This window comes from Rhizobium sp. P1_E6 (assembly GCF_056405875.1).
This window is the reverse complement of record NZ_JBFUBG010000038.1, coordinates 20,279-39,215: the sequence shown is the minus strand read 5'-3', so window position 1 is coordinate 39,215 and position 18,937 is coordinate 20,279. Positions and strand designations below refer to the sequence as shown.

Genomic DNA, 18,937 nt, shown 5'->3' with positions numbered 1-18,937 from the left:
CGAATCATGCTGCGGAGGGGTGCCATGACCGAGGAAGCGCTTGTGGACCGCATGGCGCTGCCGCGCCCCGATGTGACCGCTTCCGAAGCTGCGGATATTCTGCTCACCCATTACGGGCTTTCCGGCACGCTCTCCGAACTCGGCAGCCAGCAGGACCGTAACTACCGGCTCGACACGGACGACGGCCGCTATGTGCTGAAGATCTGCCATGCCGCCTATGCGACAGAGGAGCTTGAGGCGCAGAACGCGGCGATCCGTCATCTGCGCACCAAGGAAGCCGCGCCCCGCGTCCCCGATGTGCTTGCCTCTACCGAGGGGCGGGAGATCGTTGCGGTCACCGTGAGGGAGCAGGACTATCAGGTTCGGCTGCTCGAATATCTCGAAGGAGAAGGCCTGGCGCACCGGTCCTATCTGGCGCCCGCTTCGGTCGCAGCACTCGGCGCGCTCTGCGCACGGCTGGCTGAGGCACTTGCCGATTTTACCCATCCCGGGCTCGACCGCAGCCTGCAATGGGATCTGCGACGGGCCGGCCCCGTGGCCGTGCAACTGCTTTCATCCATTACCGACAGTGTCGCCCGCGACAGGATCGCCAAGACGATGGTCATGGCTGTGCGCCGCATCCAGCCACTTGCGCCGTCGCTGCGGCTTCAGGCGGTTCATCACGACGTGACGGGCGACAATGTCGTCAGCCGCCCTGACGCGCATGGACGACCCGTTCCTGACGGGGTGATCGATTTCGGCGACATCATCCGCGGCTGGCTGGTCGGCGACCTTGCCGTGACCTGCGCCTCTCTGCTGCATCAGGCCGATGGCGATCCCTTTTACATCCTGCCGGCGGTGAAAGCCTATCACGCAATCTACCCGCTGACGGAGGAAGAGCTGAAGGCACTCTGGCCGCTCATCGTGGCGCGCGCCGTCATTCTCGTCGCCAGCGGTGAGCAGCAGATCACGATCGATCCTGACAACGACTATGTCAGAGGAAATCTGGAGGGCGAACGGCGCATCTTCGATACGGCGATGGCCGTGCCGTTCGAACTGATGGAAGCGGCAATCCTGAAAGCGGCCGGTCTCGATATTGCCGGTGCCGATACGTCGGACTGGCAGCCGCTCCTGCCGGAAATCGATCCCACATCCATCACCTTTGTCGATCTCGGCGTGCAGAGCCCGCATTTTTCTGATGGTAACTGGCTGGCGACCGACATGGACTGGCGGTTGCTTGCCCGCGCGGCAGTGGAAACGGGAACTGCGGCGACGCGTTACGGCGAATATCGCCTGTCCCGCGCTGGCCTGCACCATGCAAAGGCCCAGGCGATCTATGCCCTGCACATGGATATCTGCCTTGCGGCGGGCAGCCTCGTTGCCGCTCCCTTTGCCGGCCGGATCACCTGGTACGACCAGCATCTGGTGCTTACGGGCGCCGACATGAAGCTGCATATCGACGGCATCGAGCTCTCGGTCGCTGATGGCAGCGAGGTTACAGCCGGCCAGGAGCTCGGCACAGTCTCCGGTGAAACATCCTCGCTCGGCGGATTGCGCCTGCAGCTTTGCAGCATCGCCGGCTTCGAGCCGCCACTCTTTGTGACACCGCAACAAGCCGGGGCGTGGTCTGCGCTCTGCCCCTCGCCCGCGGTGCTCCTCGGGCTGGGCGCCGATGCGCCGAAACCCGAAACGGCAGCGCTTCTCGAACTGCGGCAGGCGCATTTCGCCAGCCCACAGAAGAATTATTACGAGCACCCGCCGCAGATCGAGCGCGGCTGGAAGGAGCATCTCTTCGATATCGAAGGTCGCGCCTATCTCGACATGGTCAACAATGTCACCATCCTCGGCCATGGCCATCCGCGCATGGCGGAAGCGATCGGCCAGCAATGGCTGATGCTGAACACCAATTCCCGCTTCCACTATGCCGCCGTCGCGGAATTCTCCGAGAGCCTTGCATCGCTGGCGCCCGACGGCATGGATGCCGTGTTCCTCGTCAATAGCGGCTCGGAAGCCAACGATCTGGCGCTGCGGCTTGCCTGGGCGCATAGCGGCCGACGCAACATGGTCTGCCTGCTGGAGGGCTATCACGGCTGGTCGGTGGCAAGCGACGCCGTCTCCACTTCGATCGCCGACAATCCGCGGGCGTTGACGACACGGCCGGACTGGGTTCACGCCGTCGTTTCGCCCAACACCTATCGCGGCCAGTTCCGCGGGCCGGAATCGACTGCGGATTATCTCGGCACCGTGATGCCGGTGCTGGAGACCATCGACGCCAAGGGCGAGGGGCTGGCCGGCTTCATTGCCGAATCGGTCTATGGGAATGCCGGCGGTATTCCGCTGCCCGACGGGTATCTGACGGAGGTCTACCGGCAGGTCCGGGAGCGCGGCGGTCTCTGCATCGCCGACGAGGTGCAGGTGGGTTACGGGCGGCTTGGCCATTATTTCTGGGGCTTCGAGCAGCAAGGCGTCGTGCCCGATATCATCACCATCGCCAAGGGTATGGGCGACGGCCACCCGCTCGGCGCCGTCATCACGACGAAAGAGATCGCCACTTCACTGGAGAAGGAAGGCTATTTCTTCTCCTCGGCCGGCGGCAGCCCGGTCAGTTGCGTTGCCGGCATGACGGTTCTCGACGTGATGGCCGAGGAGCGTCTGCAGGACAATGCCCGCGCGGTGGGCGACCATCTCAAGGCGCGGCTGGCGGCACTCATCGACAGCTACCCCATCGTCGGCGCCGTGCACGGCATGGGCCTTTATCTCGGCCTCGAATTCGTACGCGACAGAGTGACGCTGGAGCCGGCGACCGAGGAGACGGCGGCGATCTGCAACCGGCTGCTCGAACTCGGCGTCATCATGCAGCCGACGGGTGATCACCTGAACGTGTTGAAGATAAAACCGCCACTTTGCCTAACCGAACAAAGTGCTGATTTCTTCGTCGACATGCTGGAAAAGCTGCTTCGGGAAGGCTGGTAGACAGGGAATTGCGGCCATTAAAGAATTCGGTCTTTTCGAGGCTTTGCGATTTTTAACGAAACGCCCCATTGCCCGAATCAAATCGGCTTCCTATGTCTGCCTCGGCGATTTCGAGGCGTCTCGAACCGTCACATTGATTGCACGAAGGCGTGATAGAATTGTTCCTGCAAATCGAGATGTGATGGAATGAATTTTTTCGGATCGTCGAGATTTTGACACGTTTCGGAATATGTTTCTTATACGCCGTCCGCTATTCTCTACTAGGTTTGTAGATTATAGAGATGGTCTTTCACCGGCCCCGGGCTCTTCCGGGACCTCGCAAGTGCAACGCCAACGCAAGGAACGAGACATGTTTGATTTCGAAATTCTCGCCGTACTGCCTGGGCGATCTGTGCTTGGCAATGACCGTCCGGGCGCCCTCTCCCGCCCGAACTGTCGAATGTGACGTTCGTCCCCCTTTCAACGGTACCAGACAAGTCAATTCGCCATAGCCTGCGCATCCGCGCGGCAGGAGTTCTACGCATGAAAAAAGAAGTTATCGAATATGCAGGCATCCCGGTTGGGATCGTCATTCCGGATGATGATCGGCTGAAATTCATCGCCGTCAAATTCCATGTCCATGACCTCGACGAGCAGCATTTCAGCTCGCCCGCCGAGGTGAAGCTGGCCATTCRCGATCTGATGACCCGCCGCCACCCGAAGCCCCTTCATGCCTGACGCAGAACGCGGCTTTGATACTATTAGAGGATTTCCGACCGGCCCGGCAAAACGGGCCGGTCTTGTTTTTGGATAGTCTTGTCTTTTAAACGCATTTGACTTCCTATCGGCGCGCTTCCATTCAAGACAGGAGCCCGCGCTTGTCCGATCTTCTCAACCTCCTCACCGATATCGAAGGCGTCTCCGTCGGCCATGCAACCGACCTCTCGCTTGGTTCCGGCGTCACGGCCATCGTCTTCGATGAACCGGCAGTCGCTTCCGGCAGCGTGCTCGGTGGCGCGCCGGGCGGGCGCGATACAGCATTGCTCGACCCTTCCATGGTCGTCGATGCCGTCGACGCCTTCGTGTTGTCAGGCGGATCGGCCTTCGGTCTCGACGCGGCAGGCGGCGTTCAATCCGGATTGCGGGAGATGGGACGCGGATTCCAGGTCGGCCCGGTGCGGATCCCGATCGTACCGCAGGCAATCCTGATGGATCTGCTGAACGGCGGCGACAAGGACTGGGGGGTGCATTCACCTTATCGCGAGATGGGATATGAAGCCGTCAAAGCGGCCAGCAAGGGCGCTTTCGATCTCGGCACTGTTGGTGCCGGCACGGGTGCCACGACCGCGACCTTCAAGGGCGGGCTCGGTTCGGCAAGTGCGATCAGCAGTTCCGGGCACCGCATCGCAGCCATCGTTGCCGTCAACGCCGTCGGTTCAGCGACGATCGGCGAAGGCCCGCATTTCTGGGCCGCACCCTTCGAGCAGAATGGAGAATTCGGCGGACTTGGCATACCCAAGGATATCGATCATCGGCTGCGGCTCAAGGGCGTGAAGACGACGGCAACGACGATCGGTGCTGTTGTCACCGACGCGTCACTCATCAAGGCGGAGGCGCACCGGCTTTCCATCGCCGCTCATGACGGGTTGGCGCGTGCGGTGCTGCCCGCCCACCTGCCGCTCGACGGCGATACGGTTTTTGCGGCTTCCACCGGCAAACATAAACGTAACGACATGGCAAGCCTGATGGAACTGTGTCATCTCGCCGGGATCGTCATGGCGCGGGCAATCGCACGCGGCGTCTACGAGGCGACGGCACTTCCGGTGCCGGGCGCTCTGCCGGCATGGCGCGACCGCTATGCGGCCGGGCGCTGATCGCCTAGATTAAATAAAATTGCCTGAGGGCGGAGAACGGGTGAATGCAGATTCGGGCGCTGATGTATTTCGACGAGCTGGTGCGAACCAACTCCATGCGCCAGGCGGCCGAAAACCTGAATGTCGCCCCGACCGCAATCAGCCGGCAGATCGAGAATCTCGAATACCATTTCGGCGCGCCGCTGGTGGAACGCAGCGCCCGCGGCGTGAAGCTGACGGCAGCCGGCGAATTGCTGGCAGCACGCGCCGGTCGCACGCTGCGCGAACTCGACCATGTGCAGCAGCTGATCGAAGATCTGAAGGGCCTGCAGCGCGGCCGTGTCAACATTTACGCGAACGGCGCGACCGTCGCCAATCTGCTTGCACCTGCGCTGGCCGAATTCAGCCTGAAATATCCCAAGCTGCGCTTTGCCGTGACGATCACGAGCGCGCGGGCCGCCATCGAAGCCGTGAACAGTGCAGAGGCCGATATTGCGGTGACGCTGTTTGCGCCACCGATGTCCGGCACGAAGGTGCGGCTGCGCTCGGAGATCACCTACGACCTCATCACCTCGCCAAGCCATCCGGCGGCGGCGCGTCCGGATATTCCCCTTGGGGAATTGGCCGATTATGCGCTGGCTCTGCCCGATCAATCCTTCGGCTTTCGCCAGGCCTTCGACGCGCTCTTCGAAAAGGACGGGCTGAGCCTCGATCCGGTTTTCGTGACAAGTTCGCTCGAGATGCTCAAAGAACTGGTGTTGAGCAACGCGGCGGTGACGCTGCTGCCGGCGCTGACCGTTCGCCGCGAGATCGAGGCTGGACAGCTCTGCGCCATTCCCCTTGCCGACAAGACCGGCATCCGCACGCATGTCGATCTATGCGTGGCGCCCGATCGGCAGCTTTCCTTTGCCGCAACGAAGCTTCTCGATTTTATCGAACGCTTCATGCGCGAACGCGCCAACCGCAAGGCCGACAGCAAGCCATAGACCCTCACGGACTTGCATTAGGCCAGGAATTGCTGTGTAGCTTTTTCGGCTACACTGAGCACACAAAATCGTCATTGTGTGTGCACTGTCGTAGTGTCACTCTACTTGCAAAAGGGATCCGCCAAGCAGCGGAACCAACAGGGGAACAGGATGATCAAGGTTTTGCTCGCGCCGTCGGCGCGTCTCATGCGGCGTCTTTCCATGGGCGTTGCGCTTTCCGCCGGCATCATGATGCTGGCGCTGACGCCTGCCGAAGCCGCCAAGACCACACTCAATCTCGGCATGAGCGTCGAGCCTGCCGGACTCGACCCGACAATCGCCGCACCTGTCGCCATCGGCCAGGTGACCTGGCAGAACATCTTCGAAGGACTTGTTAGCATCGACGAGACCGGCAAGGTGCAGCCGCAGCTCGCCAAGAGCTGGGAGATTTCCCCCGATGGGCTGACCTATACGTTCAAGCTGCAGACCGGCGTCAAATTCCACGACGGCGAGGCCTTCGATTCGGCCGCCGCCAAGTTCGCTCTCGACCGCGCCCGCGGCAAGGATTCCGTCAATCCGCAGAAGCGCTTCTTCGCATCGATCGCCTCCATCGATACGCCGGATGCGGAAACGCTGGTGCTGCATCTTTCCAGCCCGACCGGCAGCCTGATCTACTGGCTCGGCTGGCCAGCCTCCGTCATGGTCGGACCGAAGTCCGCAGCCGACGACAAGACGACGCCTGTGGGCACCGGACCGTTCAAATTCTCCACCTGGGCCAAGGGCGACCATGTAGAGCTCGTCAAGAATGCGGACTACTGGAACAAGGAGCGTGCTGCCAAGCTCGACAAGGTGACCTTCCGCTTCATCAATGATCCGCAGGCACAGGCAGCTGCGCTCAAATCCGGCGACCTCGATGCCTTTCCGGAATTTGCAGCTCCGGAACTGATGAGTTCTTTCGATGGCGACGCGCGCCTGGCAACCAAGATCGGCAATACCGAGCTCAAGGTCGTGGCCGGCATGAACAATGCCCGCAAGCCCTTCGACGACAAGCGCGTGCGTCAGGCCCTGATGATGGCGATCGACCGGAAGACCGTGATCGACGGCGCCTGGTCCGGCCTCGGCACCGAGATTGGCAGCCACTATACGCCGAACGATCCCGGCTATCAGGACATGACCGGCGTACTGCCCTACAATGTCGAAAAGGCGAAGGCACTGCTCGCCGAAGCAGGCTACCCCAACGGCTTCACCTTCACGATCAAATCGCCGCAGATGGCCTATGCGCCACGAAGTGCGCAGGTGATGCAGGCCATGTTTGCCGAAATCGGCGTGACGATGAATATCGAGCCGACGGAATTCCCGGCGAAGTGGGTGAAAGATGTCATGACCAGCCGCGATTACGACATGACGATCGTCGCCCATGCCGAGCCAATGGACATCGACATCTATTCGCGCGATCCCTACTATTTCAACTACAAGAACCCCGCCTTCAACGATCTCATGAAGAAGGTGCAGGAGACGCCCAACCCGGCCGAACAGGCGCAGTTTTACGGCGAAGCACAGAAGATCCTCGCCGAGGACGTGCCGGCGCTCTACCTCTTCGTCATGCCCAAGCTCGGCGTCTGGGACAAGAAACTGAAGGGCCTGTGGGAGAACGAGCCGATCCCCTCCAACGTTCTCAGCAACGTTTCCTGGGAAGAGTAATATCGGGTGCGGGCGGCGGCTGACAGGGTGACGAAGACGATATGATCGCACTACTTTCCCGCCGCCTCGCCGGCCTTGTCATTACCCTTCTCGTCGTTTCGCTGGTGATCTTCGCCGTCATGGATCTGCTGCCCGGCGATCCCGCCTCGATCATGCTCGGCACCTCGGCAAGCCCGGAGACACTGGCGGCGCTGCGGCATGAGCTCGGCCTCGACCAGCCGCTCATCCTGCGTTACGGCCAATGGCTTGCCGGTGTCTTCTCGGGCAATCTCGGGCAGTCCTATACCTATGGCGTGCCGGTTGCCGGACTGATCTTCGAGCGGCTGGCCGTAACGCTGCCGCTTGCGCTGATGGCCATCGTGCTGTCGGTATTGATTGCACTGCCGCTCGGCGTGCTGGCAGCGTCGCGGCGCGGCGGCATCCTCGATACGATCGCCACGATCTTCTCGCAGGTCAGCATCGCCGTGCCGGCCTTCTGGGTGGCGCTGCTGCTCATCATCCTTTTTTCCACGACGCTCGGGCTGATGCCATCGGGCGGTTTCCCAGGATGGAGGTCCGGGTTTCTGCCCGCATTGCAGGCGTTGGTGATGCCGGCCGTGGCACTGGCCCTGCCGCAAGCCGGTGTGCTGACACGCGTGGCTCGCTCAGCGGTGCTCGACACCATGCATGAGGATTTTGCCCGTACAGCGCTCGCCAAAGGGCTGTCGCGCAGCACCGTACTCTGGCGGCACATCGTGCCGAATGCGCTGGTGCCGATCTTGACCATCCTCGGGCTGCAATTCACCTTTCTGGTCGCCGGTGCGGTTCTGGTCGAAAATGTCTTCAACCTGCCGGGGCTCGGGCGGCTTGCCTTTCAGGCCCTGTCCCAGCGCGACATCATCGTCATGCAGGATGTCGTGCTGTTMTTCGCAGCCCTCGTCATCGTCATGAACTTCATTGTCGACCTCTCCTATCTCGCGATCGACCCGCGGATGCGAAAGGCGGCATGATGGCACCCATCGTCTCTTCCGCCATTATTCCGCGACGCCGAAGCTTCAGGCTTAGCCGGCGAAAGAATCTCATCGCCGGAATCGTCGTCGTCGGCTTTCTGGCCGCGATCGCCCTTCTGTCGCTTTTCTGGACGCCCCTGCCGCCAGCAAAAATGCAGATCATTCACAAGCTGCAGCCGCCGCTTGCCTTCGGCCTTCTCGGCACGGACCAGTTCGGCCGCGACGTGCTCTCCATGCTGATGGTCGGATGCTGGAATTCGCTGTCGATCGCCGTCAGCGCGGTGGCCATCGGCGGCACGCTCGGCTCGATCGCCGGGATTTCGGCGGCTGCCATCCGCGGCCCCTACGAGGCGTTGCTGATGCGCGCCTGCGACGTGATCTTCGCGCTGCCGCCGATCCTGTCCGCCATGATCCTCGGCGCCTTTCTCGCACCGGGGCGTTTCACCGCCATCACGGCCATCGCCGTGTTCATGGTGCCGGTCTTTGCGCGCGTGACGCTCGCCACCTCCCTGCAGGCCTGGAGCCGCGATTATGTTCTGGCGGCGCAGGCGATCGGCAACAGCCGTTTCACGATCTCGGTGCGGCATGTGCTGCCGAACATCATGAGCCAGATCATCGTGCATGCGGCGATCCAGCTTGGCCTTGCGATCCTGACCGAAGCCGGCCTCTCCTTCCTCGGCCTCGGCATGGCGCCGCCCGCACCGACATGGGGCCGGATGCTGGCAGACGCCCAGACCTTCCTTTCGCTGGCCCCGTGGCTGGCGATCCTGCCCGGCCTTGCCATTGCGCTTACCGTCTTCGGCTTCAACATGCTGGGTGACGGGCTGCGCGACCTTTTCGACCCGCGCGAGGCGAGCCGCTGATGTCCTCCCGAGACAAAACGCCCGAAAGATCAGACCATGCCAGATACCGATTTCACCATCCGCGAGCTCAGGCGGCGCTTCGCCGATAAAAGCCTCTCGCCGCTCGAATACTGGCTTGCCCTCGAAAAGCATATCGAGGCCTGGGAGCCCTCGATCGCCGCACTTTACCTCTACGACCCGAAAGGGGCGCGAGAGCAGGCGAAGGCCTCGACCGAGCGCTGGATGACGGGCAGGACGCTTGGCGCGCTGGACGGCATCCCGGTCACCCTGAAGGAACTGATCGCGACCAAGGACCAGCCGGTGCCGCTCGGCACGAAAGCCGTCGAACTGAAACCTGCGGAGGCGGATGCGCCTGCTGCGGCACGTATTCGGGAAGACGGTGCTATCATCTTCGCCAAGACGACCTGCCCCGATTACGGCATGCTCTCGTCGGGCCTTTCCAGCTTCCATCATCTGAGCCGCAATCCCTGGGACATGACGCAAAACCCTGGCGGATCGAGCGCGGGCGCCGCTGCGGCAGCCGCTGCCGGCTACGGGCCGCTGCATGTCGGCACCGATATTGGCGGCTCTGTGCGCCTGCCGGCGGGCTGGACAGGCGTGTTCGGCTTCAAGCCAAGCCACGGGCGTATTCCGGTCGATCCCTATTATGTCGGGCGCTGCGCGGGGCCGATGACCCGCACCGTGGAGGATGCCGCTTATTCGATGGCAACGCTTTCCCGCCCAGACTGGCGCGACGGCACCAGCCTGCCGCCGAATGATTTCGACTGGATGGATCTCTATATCGATCTCAGCGGCATGCGAATCGGGCTGATGCTCGATGCCGGCTGCGGTCTTGCGGTCGATGAGGATGTGAGGATATCAGTCGAAGAGGCTGCGAAGCTCTTCGAGAAGGCGGGGGCGACGATTGTCCCGGTTGGACCGGTGCTGACGCGCGCCATGCTGGATGGGCTCGACAATTTCTGGCGCTCGCGCTTCTGGGGCGATATTGCCGGGCTCAGCGAGGAGCGCCGCGAGAGCATCCTGCCCTATATCTACGAATGGGCGAAGGGCGGCGCCGATATCAACGGCGTGGATGCGGTCAAAGGCTTCAACCAGACGATCGAGATGCGCAAGACCTGCGGTCAGCTTTTCACCGGGGTCGATGCCGTGCTCTCACCGACCAATCCGATCGTTTCCTATCCGGCTGAATGGGCCTCTCCCACCAATGATCCGAAGCTGCCCTTCGAGCACATCGCCTTCACGGTACCGTGGAACATGTCGGAGCAGCCGGCGTCGTCCATCAATTGCGGCTTCTCGCAATCCGGCATGCCGATCGGCCTGCAGATCGTCGGGCCGCGTTTCGACGACATGCGCGTGCTGAGGCTCTCCAAGGCCTTCGAAGATCGGACTGGCGGTGTGAAGAACTGGCCGAAGCCGCCAATCGCCTGACGCTGGCGGGTACCGCCAGAGCTGCGACAAAACAAGAGATAGAGCATTCGCGATTCGAAGAACTAAAATGCCTTAGAACGGCCGGCGATAGCCGGTCGGCCGCTCGTAGAGCCAGCCGATGCGCTCGACAGCGCCCTCGAAATTCTCGCGCGCGACGGTCATCGTATGGCCATTGGCATGGATGATGGTTTCGGGATCTTCGAAAATCGCAACATGCCCCTTCCAGAAGACCAGATCGCCGCGGCGCACATCGGAGCGCTCGATCGGCTCTCCGAGATCAGCCGCCTGCATGTCGGTATCACGCGGCGCGCTTCTGCCGGTCATCTGCAGCGCAAGCTGGACGAGGCCGGAGCAATCGATGCCGAGGCCGGAGCGGCCGCCCCAGAGATAGGGCGTCTCCAGAAAGCGAGAGGCGATATCGACATAGTCCTGGCCGTCGAGAGCACCGAGCGGCTGCAGATGTTTGGAGAAGATCGCGGTGCCGTCATCGAGCACAAGATAGTGGTTGCCGCGCGCTTCCGCCTTGCCGGCAATATGGACACGGCTGCCCATCGAGAGGACCGCCTTATAAGGTTTGCGAAGTTCCGGCTCGCGATAGAGAAACGTCCGTTGCGGAACGACGATATGGGTCGGGGCCGGTCCCGCTTCGGTGAGTGCTTCCTGCGGTAGATAGCCGACATAGCTGTCGGAAACCGCCTTGACCCAGCACCAGCCATCGGCGCGATCGAATACCGTGACATCCTCGCCGAAAAGCAGTTCCGTATCGATGCCGCGCGAAAGATCCGGCTGCGGGCGCAAGGCTACGACCGGAATGGAGACACGAGCCGGCGTGCCGCTCACAAAGCGCGTCGCCTCAACCTTGCCTTCAAGGCCGGTTTCCGCGAGATCCGGGCGGTAGGCGTGAAGGCGGCGGTCGAGCATCGTCATGGTATTCCTTTCAGATGGGCCTTTCAGTCGGGGGCCTTTCAGAGTGGCCTTTCAGTCGGGGGCCTTTCAGACCGAAAGCTTGCGGCCCTGCTCGCGCACGAGGTCGCCGAGCTTTTCGAGATAGAGCGCACCGCCGACGGTGCGCTTGATGATGACGTTGCGCCGGTCGGCATCGTCGCGGACGCGATCGACGAGGCCCATCTCGCCCATCGTATCGAGCGCGCGGGTGATGACCGGTTTCGTCACGTTCAGCGTCGCTGCCAGCCCGCGCACGGTATGCGGCGGCGGCACGAGATAGATATGCAGCAGGATCGCCATCTGGCGCAACGTCAAATCTCTGTTGTCGTGACGGACCTGGTTGAGCGCCACACTATGCCAGAGGCCAAGCGCCTGCGAGGCGGTCAGTTCAATCGGCACGGCCCCTCCGGAAATCGTTACGCTAACGTTTCATTTTCCGGCAGTTACAGCGCGCAAGCAAGAGGCGGCACAGAATGCCGCCTCACAAGGTGAATAAAATTTTAACGAATGGCTCAGCGAAGGCTTTTGTTTTCACATGTCGTTATCGCAAACCGCTGCACACTTTTGCGCGACATGCTTTGGCGGCTCAGCGGACGTTGTGGCGGATATGGTGGTAAAGCGCACGGATGGCCTGCGCCTCGCCGCCTCCCGGCGAATGCGCACGCTCGTTCGGCGCCCAGCCGTAGATGTCGAAATGCGCCCAGCTTTTCGCCTTGCTGACGAAGCGCTTCAGGAAGAGTGCCGCGGTGATGGCGCCCGCCATGCCACCCGCCGGAGCGTTGGTGATATCGGCGAACTTGGCGCGGATGTCCTTCTCGTAGCCGGTGTAAAGCGGCAGTCGCCAGAGCGGATCGTCCGTTTCGAGGCTCGCTTCCATCAGGTCGTGAGCGAGGATCGCATCATCGGTGAAGAAGGGTGGCAGATCTGGGCCGAGGGCGACGCGGGCAGCACCGGTCAGGGTCGCCATGTCGATCAGCAGATCCGGTTCTTCCTCGTCGGCATAGGCGAGCGCATCGGCCAGAATCAGGCGGCCTTCGGCATCGGTATTGTCGATCTGGACCGTCAGCCCCTTGCGGCTCTTGTAGATGTCGCCGGGGCGGAAGGCATTCGACGAGATGGAATTCTCGACGACGGGGATGATGACGCGCAGATCCACCTTCAGCTTGGCATCCATGATCATAAGCGCCAGGCCCATGACATTTGCCGCGCCGCCCATGTCCTTCTTCATCAAGAGCATGGAGGAAGCCGGCTTGATGTCGAGGCCGCCTGTGTCGAAGCAGACACCCTTGCCGACCAGCGTAACCTTGCGGTGGCCCTTCTTGCCCCAGCGCAGTTCCAGCAGGCGCGGCGCATCGGCGCTGGCGCGGCCAACGGTGTGAACCAGCGGGAAGTTTTCCTTGAGCAGGTCGTCACCTATGATAACCGACATCTCGGCCTTGTAGTGCGCTGCCAGGCCACGGAAAGCGGCTTCGAGCTGCTCCGGCCCCATGTCGTTGGTCGGCGTGTTGATAAGGTCACGGGCGAGGAAGACACCGGCGAGCTGGCGCTTGATCTCGCTGCCGTCGGCATCGCGCGGGATCATCAGCGTTGCGGTGGGCGACTTTTCAGACTTGTAACGGTCGAAACGATAGCTGCCGAGACCGAAGCCGAGCGCCAGGCGGTTCGCCGTCAGCGGCGCGGTCTCGATGTGCCAGTCGCCGGCCGGAAGCGCGCGGGCGAGCCTGCCGGTGATGTAGGGCTGCTCCGACGGATTGGTGCCGAGGCCGAAGAGCGCGCCGCCGAGGTGGCCCTCGGCCGTCGGGATCAGAAGCAGGGAGCCGCTTTCCGCCTTGTAGCCGGCTTTACCTGCCCAATCGAGCGCGATCGGATCAATGGTGCCGGTTTCGATATGGGCGGGCGTGACAGCAAAGATTGGCAGCGTCGACCCACCCTTGGTGTTGAAAGGCGTCGGTCTCTCGATGAACTGGAAGGGGGCCATGTTTGTCCTTAGCGGCAGGGGCAGAATCACTTCTTAACTGTCTGTTAGGGTTAACAGACTATTGCTGGAGCGAAGATTGCGTCAAACCTTTCCCTGTTCCGCTTCGAGGTCAGGCGCCGATTTATTCAGGAACGCGCAATGCCCTTCTCGGCCTCTACCCCTTTTAAGAAGCGTGTTTTTCAGGGAACCGTGGCTCTTCTCGCCATGCTCGCCCTCGGCGGCTGCTCGACAACATCAAAGGATCGGATGACGACCGGTTCGATCCCGAAACTCGACAGGCCAGTCGAGCAGATGGATGCCAACGAATTGCGGGCCGCCACCGACCGCGTCGGCCAAGCCTATGAGAAGAACCCGCGCGATCCCGTCAACGGCGTCAACTACGCCAATCTGCTGCGCATGAACGGGCGCGACGCACAAGCGCTTGCCGTCATGCAGCAGGTCGCCATTGCCAATCCCGGTGATCGCAACGTGCTTGCCGCCTATGGCAAGGCGCAGGCCGCCGCGGGGCAGCTTCAGCAGGCGCTGGACACCATCGGCAGGGCGCAGACGCCCGATCGGCCCGACTGGCGGCTGATCTCTGCGGAAGGCGCGATCCTCGATCAGATGGGCAAGCCAAACGACGCGCGTCAGCGCTATCGCGACGCGCTCGACATCCAGCCGAACGAGCCGTCGATCCTTTCCAACCTCGGCATGTCCTATCTCCTGACGGGCGATCTGCGCACGGCGGAAACCTATCTTCGCTCGGCGGCAGGCCAGCCTTCCGCCGACAGCCGCGTGCGCCAGAACCTCGCCCTCGTCGTCGGGCTGCAGGGCCGTTTTCCCGAGGCCGAGCAGATTGCGCGGCGCGAACTCTCACCGCAGCAGGCCGACGCCAACGTCGCCTATCTGCGCGGCATGCTTACCCAGCAGAATTCCTGGCAGAAGCTCGCAGCGAAAGACACGACGTCCGTCGCCGCCAGCAATACCAACTGAACTATTTGCCGCCCAACCCGGACAGGATGAGACGCAGGCCAAGGCCAGCCATGACCGCGCCTGCGGCCCTGTCGATCCAGGCCTTGGCGGCGATATAGATCTTACGCGGACGATGGGCGGAAAAGGCAAATGCCACAATCGCATACCATCCCGCCTCCACCAGGAAGACACCGACGGGCAGCGCCAGCAAAAGCTCCACCGGCACGGTTTTGGGCAAGAGTGCCGCAAAGATACTGGCGTAGACCACGATCGCCTTCGGATTGCTCAACTGCGTCAGCAGAGCGGCCGTGAAACTGCGTGCCGRCATGCTTTTGCCGGCGATATCGCCTGACAGCGCGAGTGGTTCACTCGCCCCCTTCCAAATCGCGAAGGCAATGTAAATCAGATAGGCGCCGCCCGCGATCTTCAGCACCAGATAGAGCCACTCGAATTGTGAGAGCAGCGCCGTCAGGCCCGCAAGAGCGAGAATAGCAAAGGTCACGCCGCCGACGCCCATGCCAAGTGCGGCGGCGAGCCCATCAAAGCGCGAGCGGGAAATGGCAATGCGCGAGACAACGACAAAACTTGGACCGGGGCTCATCGCGCCGATCATCAATGCACTGATGATACTGATAAAAATGCCCATGGAGGACATAGCAAAACTCCATTTTCACGCAATTCCGGCCGTAAAACCGCTACGCATTTTTGCTGGCTCAAGTTATCGAGGATTGCCTGTCGAGCGACAGGAACGTCAGCGCCTCCCGATGGAGACCTATCTCATTTGCCAGCTACGCGGAGGCGCAAGCTAGCGGGATTTGCGCTGAGCGGCAAGCGTCAGAACCGGTCCGCAACCTGGATGCCGGCCGGACCAAGGATGACGGCGACCAATACCGGCAGGAAGAAGAGGATCATCGGGACGGTCAGCTTCGGCGGTAGCGCAGCAGCCTTCTTTTCCGCCTCGTTCATGCGTTCGTCGCGGCCTTCCTGCGCAAGCACGCGCAGTGCCGTCGCAACCGGCGTGCCGTAACGGTCCGCCTGCATGAGCGCCTGTGTGACCGAACGCACGAGATCGATCTGAGTGCGCGTCGCGAGATTGTCGAGCGCGGCGCGGCGATCCGGCAGGAAGGAGAGCTCAGCGGTCGTCAGCACCATTTCTTCGGCGAGCGCCGGCGATTGTTCGCCGAGTTCTTCGGAGACACGCCGCATGGCCGCTTCGATGGAAATGCCCGATTCCACGCAAATCAGCATCATGTCCAGCGCGTCCGGCCAGGCGCGCTTGATGGAGTGCTGACGCTTGCCCATACGGTTGGAGATATAGATGTTCGGTGCATAGAAACCGATATAGGCGATGCCAATGACGATGAAGAGCCGTATCGGCAGGCCTTTGTCGGCAAGGTTGCCGAGGCCGAACACCCAGAAAGCGGCAACCGCCAGGAAGAGAAATGGCAGAAGAAAGCGCGCGACGAGGAAGGTGTTCAACGCATTTTCCGAACGAAAACCAGCGGCGCGCAGCTTGTTCATCGTGTTCTCGTCGACAAGTGCCTTGCGCAGGTTGAAACGCTCGACGATCTGGCGGACGGGTCGGCTGTTCTGGCTTCTGAGCGTGGCCTTGCCGCCGACGTCGGCATTCAGACGGGCGCGCTCGCGGGCGCGGATCTGCTCGCGCTCGGTCGAGACGGCCTTCATGCGTTTGTTGAGATCACCGCGCTCGAAAAAGGGAACGGCAAGCGTGTAGAAGGTGGCGAAGACGGCGATGGCGACGAGTGCCGCCACGATCATGGCGGGATCGGTCAATGTTGCGGCGAGTTCCTGCGACATGCTGCTTGCTCCCGCTAGATATCGAAGTTGATCATGTTGCGCATCACGAAGATGCCGATCGACATCCAGACCGCCGAAAAGCCCATGATGAAGTGGCCACGCGGATCGGTGAACAAGACCATCATATATTGCGGAGACGTCAGGTAGACGAGCGTGGCAACGATGAATGGAAGGGCGCCGATAATGACGGCAGATGCCTTGGCTTCCATCGACAATGCCTTGACCTTGGCCTTCATCTTCTTGCGGTCGCGCAGCACCTTGGAAAGGTTGCCGATCGCTTCCGACAGGTTGCCGCCGGCCTGCGACTGGATGGCAATGACGATCGCGAAGAAATTGACTTCCTGCAGCGGCATCTGATTGGTCATGCGGGCACAAGCTTCGGGCACGCTGAGGCCGACTTGCTGCGATTCGACAATACGGCGGAATTCGCTCTTGACGGGTTCCGTCCCCTCGGTCGCAACGAGGCGGATCGCATCGTTCAGCGGGAGGCCGGAACGGATGGAGCGAACGATAACGTCGAGCGCATTCGGAAATTCGTCTAGAAACTTGTTCTGGCGGCGCGAGACGAGGAAGCCGAGCACCCAGCGTGGCAGACCAAGTCCTGCGGCCACGGGAACACCGAGCATGATCGGTGTCGATGCACCCACGATGAAAAGCACGACCAACAGCACAAACGCGAAGAGCGCGCTGAAAAGATAGAAGCGGGCGGGCGTGATCGGCAGTCCCGCCTGCACCAGGCGGGATTTCAGCGATAGCACTTTCTTGGTCTTTTCGTGCTGCCGCTTTTCGAGATCCTTCAGGCTGTCCTGCACCGATTTGCGACGCTTCGACAGTTCCTGAACGCGGTCGCGAGCAGCCTTGACCTTTGTACGATCGACTTCGGCTGATTTGACGCGGTTGATGCGGCTTGCCGACTTCTTGTCGCTCTCGATACGCGAGAACAATACGGCATAACTCACCCCGGCTGCCGCAACGGCTGCGAGAACGACGATTGCCAGTACTGTCGGATCGATGCCGAACATCTCAGTCCTTCGATTTCGCTTCCAGCTCGTCGAGCGCAGCGGCGAGGCGTTTGTCTTCGTTGTAATAGCGGGCGCGGTCCCAGAAATGCGGCTTGCCGATACCGGTAGACATATGGCGGCCGATCAGACGACCGCTCGCGTCCTCGCCGTCGATTTCGTAGCGCATCAGGTCCTGGGTGATGATGACGTCACCTTCCATGCCGACCACTTCGGTGATCTGGGTGATGCGGCGCGAACCGTCGCGCAGGCGCTGGGCCTGGATGATGACGTCGATCGAGGAGGAGATGATCTCGCGCACGGTCTTTGCCGGCAAGGTGAAGCCGCCCATGGCGATCATCGATTCCATACGGCTCAAGCATTCGCGCGGGTTGTTGGCGTGGATGGTGCCCATGGAACCGTCGTGACCGGTGTTCATGGCCTGCAGGAGGTCGAAAACCTCCGGTCCGCGCACTTCGCCGACGATGATGCGTTCGGGACGCATGCGCAGGCAGTTCTTGACCAGATCGCGCATGGTGATCTCGCCCTCGCCTTCGATATTCGGCGGGCGGGTTTCGAGACGCACGACATGCGGCTGCTGGAGCTGCAGTTCGGCCGTATCCTCGCAGGTGATGACGCGCTCGTCGCGGTCGATGTAGTTCGTCAGGCAGTTCAAGAGCGTGGTCTTGCCCGAACCCGTACCACCGGAGATGATGACGTTGCAGCGGACGCGGCCAATGATCTGCAGGACGGTCGCGCCTTCGGGCGTGATGGCCCCGAAGCGCACGAGCTGATCGAGCGTCAGCTTGTCTTTCTTGAACTTGCGGATGGTGAGCGCCGGGCCATCGAGCGAAAGCGGCGGCGCGATGACGTTGACGCGCGAGCCGTCGGGCAGGCGCGCGTCGCAGATCGGGCTCGATTCATCGACGCGGCGGCCGACCTGGCTGACGATGCGCTGGCAGATCGACAGAAGCTGCGAATTGTCGCGGAAGCGGATTTCGGATTCGATCGTCTTGCCGCCGACTTCGATGAAGGTCTGGCCAGCACCATTGACCATGATATCGGCAATGTCGTCGCGCGCCAGCAGCGGCTCGAGCGGACCGTAGCCCAGCACGTCATTGCAGATATCCTCGAGCAGTTCCTCCTGCTCGGAGATCGACATGGCGAAATTCTTGATGGTGATGATATCGTTGACGATATCGCGGATTTCCTCGCGCGCGCTTTCGCCATCCAGCTTCGAGAGCTGCGAGAGGTCGATCGTATCGATCAGCGCGGAAAAAACCTGCGCCTTGGTATCGTAATATTCGTCCGTGCGGGCGGGGCGCTTGCGCTGCGGCGTCTGCATCGGCGGCGGCGTCACCTGCTGGCGGACAGGCTCGCGCGACGGCTCGACAAGCACCGCGGGACCGGATGGGGCGGCAGCCGGCATCGGTGGCGGCGGAGCGGCGATACCGCCGGCACCGGCCTTTCCGAAACCATCATTTCCGCGTTTTCCGAACATTGAGCCGATCCAATTC

General features: G+C 61.8%; 16 protein-coding genes. 9 read left to right on the top strand and 7 right to left on the bottom strand.

Going from position 1 to position 18,937, the window contains the following annotated elements; genetic code table 11:
• The first annotated feature begins 24 nt into the window (after positions 1-24).
• From AC1D35_RS18990 to AC1D35_RS18955, 8 genes are all read left to right on the top strand, one after another.
• Positions 25-2,952 (top strand): aminotransferase, encoded by a 2,928-nt coding sequence (locus tag AC1D35_RS18990; protein ID WP_113307242.1) that lies wholly within the window; start codon positions 25-27, stop codon positions 2,950-2,952.
• Positions 2,953-3,474: 522 nt separating this feature from the next.
• Positions 3,475-3,669, top strand: a complete 195-nt coding sequence (locus AC1D35_RS18985; RefSeq protein WP_477939508.1) for a hypothetical protein — start codon at positions 3,475-3,477, stop codon at positions 3,667-3,669.
• A 140-nt stretch (positions 3,670-3,809) separates the two neighbouring features.
• Entirely contained in the window at positions 3,810-4,805 is a 996-nt protein-coding gene (locus AC1D35_RS18980) for a P1 family peptidase (RefSeq protein WP_113307241.1), read from the top strand.
• 44 nt (positions 4,806-4,849) lie between these two features.
• Entirely contained in the window at positions 4,850-5,770 is a 921-nt protein-coding gene (locus AC1D35_RS18975; protein ID WP_113307240.1) for a LysR family transcriptional regulator, read from the top strand.
• 150 nt (positions 5,771-5,920) lie between these two features.
• Positions 5,921-7,450, top strand: coding sequence for an ABC transporter substrate-binding protein (locus tag AC1D35_RS18970; RefSeq protein ID WP_113307239.1), 1,530 nt, complete (start codon positions 5,921-5,923; stop codon positions 7,448-7,450).
• Positions 7,451-7,491: 41 nt separating this feature from the next.
• Positions 7,492-8,439: an ABC transporter permease gene (locus tag AC1D35_RS18965; protein WP_477939505.1), complete on the top strand. Its 948-nt coding sequence runs from the start codon at positions 7,492-7,494 to the stop codon at positions 8,437-8,439.
• A complete protein-coding gene (locus AC1D35_RS18960; RefSeq protein ID WP_113307293.1) occupies positions 8,439-9,302 on the top strand; it encodes an ABC transporter permease in 864 nt (287 codons plus the stop codon). The genes AC1D35_RS18965 and AC1D35_RS18960 overlap by 1 nt, the downstream gene beginning before the upstream one ends.
• A 36-nt stretch (positions 9,303-9,338) precedes the next feature.
• Complete coding sequence (locus AC1D35_RS18955; RefSeq protein ID WP_113307237.1) at positions 9,339-10,730, top strand: amidase; 1,392 nt, start codon at positions 9,339-9,341, stop codon at positions 10,728-10,730.
• Positions 10,731-10,802: 72 nt separating this feature from the next.
• On the opposite strand, the gene AC1D35_RS18950 is transcribed toward AC1D35_RS18955, so the two are convergent.
• The 3 genes from AC1D35_RS18950 to AC1D35_RS18940 form a co-directional block, all read right to left on the bottom strand.
• A complete protein-coding gene (locus AC1D35_RS18950; RefSeq protein ID WP_113307236.1) occupies positions 10,803-11,657 on the bottom strand; it encodes a C40 family peptidase in 855 nt (284 codons plus the stop codon).
• Positions 11,658-11,723: 66 nt separating this feature from the next.
• Complete coding sequence (locus tag AC1D35_RS18945) at positions 11,724-12,074, bottom strand: MarR family transcriptional regulator (RefSeq protein ID WP_113298189.1); 351 nt, start codon at positions 12,072-12,074, stop codon at positions 11,724-11,726.
• A 187-nt stretch (positions 12,075-12,261) separates the two neighbouring features.
• On the bottom strand, positions 12,262-13,653 hold the full coding sequence (locus AC1D35_RS18940) for a leucyl aminopeptidase family protein (RefSeq protein ID WP_113298188.1): 1,392 nt from the start codon (positions 13,651-13,653) through the stop codon (positions 12,262-12,264).
• A 138-nt stretch (positions 13,654-13,791) separates the two neighbouring features.
• Between AC1D35_RS18940 and AC1D35_RS18935 the strand changes: the two genes are divergently transcribed.
• Positions 13,792-14,625 (top strand): tetratricopeptide repeat protein, encoded by an 834-nt coding sequence (locus AC1D35_RS18935; RefSeq protein ID WP_113307235.1) that lies wholly within the window; start codon positions 13,792-13,794, stop codon positions 14,623-14,625.
• 1 nt (position 14,626) lies between these two features.
• On the opposite strand, the gene AC1D35_RS18930 is transcribed toward AC1D35_RS18935, so the two are convergent.
• The 4 genes from AC1D35_RS18930 to AC1D35_RS18915 all read right to left on the bottom strand — a co-directional run bounded on the left by AC1D35_RS18930 (position 14,627) and on the right by AC1D35_RS18915 (position 18,921).
• A complete protein-coding gene (locus AC1D35_RS18930) occupies positions 14,627-15,259 on the bottom strand; it encodes a LysE family translocator (protein ID WP_477939501.1) in 633 nt (210 codons plus the stop codon).
• 179 nt (positions 15,260-15,438) lie between these two features.
• Entirely contained in the window at positions 15,439-16,422 is a 984-nt protein-coding gene (locus AC1D35_RS18925) for a type II secretion system F family protein (protein ID WP_113307233.1), read from the bottom strand.
• Between the two features lie 14 nt (positions 16,423-16,436).
• Positions 16,437-17,444: a type II secretion system F family protein gene (locus AC1D35_RS18920; protein WP_113307232.1), complete on the bottom strand. Its 1,008-nt coding sequence runs from the start codon at positions 17,442-17,444 to the stop codon at positions 16,437-16,439.
• A 1-nt stretch (position 17,445) separates the two neighbouring features.
• Positions 17,446-18,921 (bottom strand): TadA family conjugal transfer-associated ATPase, encoded by a 1,476-nt coding sequence (locus tag AC1D35_RS18915; protein ID WP_113298183.1) that lies wholly within the window; start codon positions 18,919-18,921, stop codon positions 17,446-17,448.
• Positions 18,922-18,937 lie beyond the last annotated feature (16 nt).

What these genes read in the sequence shown, in the direction of transcription:
- AC1D35_RS18925 (WP_113307233.1), bottom strand. Translation starts at nt 16,422, where the DNA reads ATGTCGCAGGAACTCGCCGCAACATTGACCGATCCCGCCATGATCGTG.
- AC1D35_RS18960 (WP_113307293.1), top strand. Translation starts at nt 8,439, where the DNA reads ATGGCACCCATCGTCTCTTCCGCCATTATTCCGCGACGCCGAAGCTTC.
- AC1D35_RS18955 (WP_113307237.1), top strand. Translation starts at nt 9,339, where the DNA reads ATGCCAGATACCGATTTCACCATCCGCGAGCTCAGGCGGCGCTTCGCC.
- AC1D35_RS18970 (WP_113307239.1), top strand. Translation starts at nt 5,921, where the DNA reads ATGATCAAGGTTTTGCTCGCGCCGTCGGCGCGTCTCATGCGGCGTCTT.
- AC1D35_RS18975 (WP_113307240.1), top strand. Translation starts at nt 4,850, where the DNA reads ATGCAGATTCGGGCGCTGATGTATTTCGACGAGCTGGTGCGAACCAAC.
- AC1D35_RS18920 (WP_113307232.1), bottom strand. Translation starts at nt 17,444, where the DNA reads ATGTTCGGCATCGATCCGACAGTACTGGCAATCGTCGTTCTCGCAGCC.
- AC1D35_RS18950 (WP_113307236.1), bottom strand. Translation starts at nt 11,657, where the DNA reads ATGACGATGCTCGACCGCCGCCTTCACGCCTACCGCCCGGATCTCGCG.
- AC1D35_RS18915 (WP_113298183.1), bottom strand. Translation starts at nt 18,921, where the DNA reads ATGTTCGGAAAACGCGGAAATGATGGTTTCGGAAAGGCCGGTGCCGGC.
- AC1D35_RS18935 (WP_113307235.1), top strand. Translation starts at nt 13,792, where the DNA reads ATGCCCTTCTCGGCCTCTACCCCTTTTAAGAAGCGTGTTTTTCAGGGA.
- AC1D35_RS18990 (WP_113307242.1), top strand. Translation starts at nt 25, where the DNA reads ATGACCGAGGAAGCGCTTGTGGACCGCATGGCGCTGCCGCGCCCCGAT.
- AC1D35_RS18940 (WP_113298188.1), bottom strand. Translation starts at nt 13,653, where the DNA reads ATGGCCCCCTTCCAGTTCATCGAGAGACCGACGCCTTTCAACACCAAG.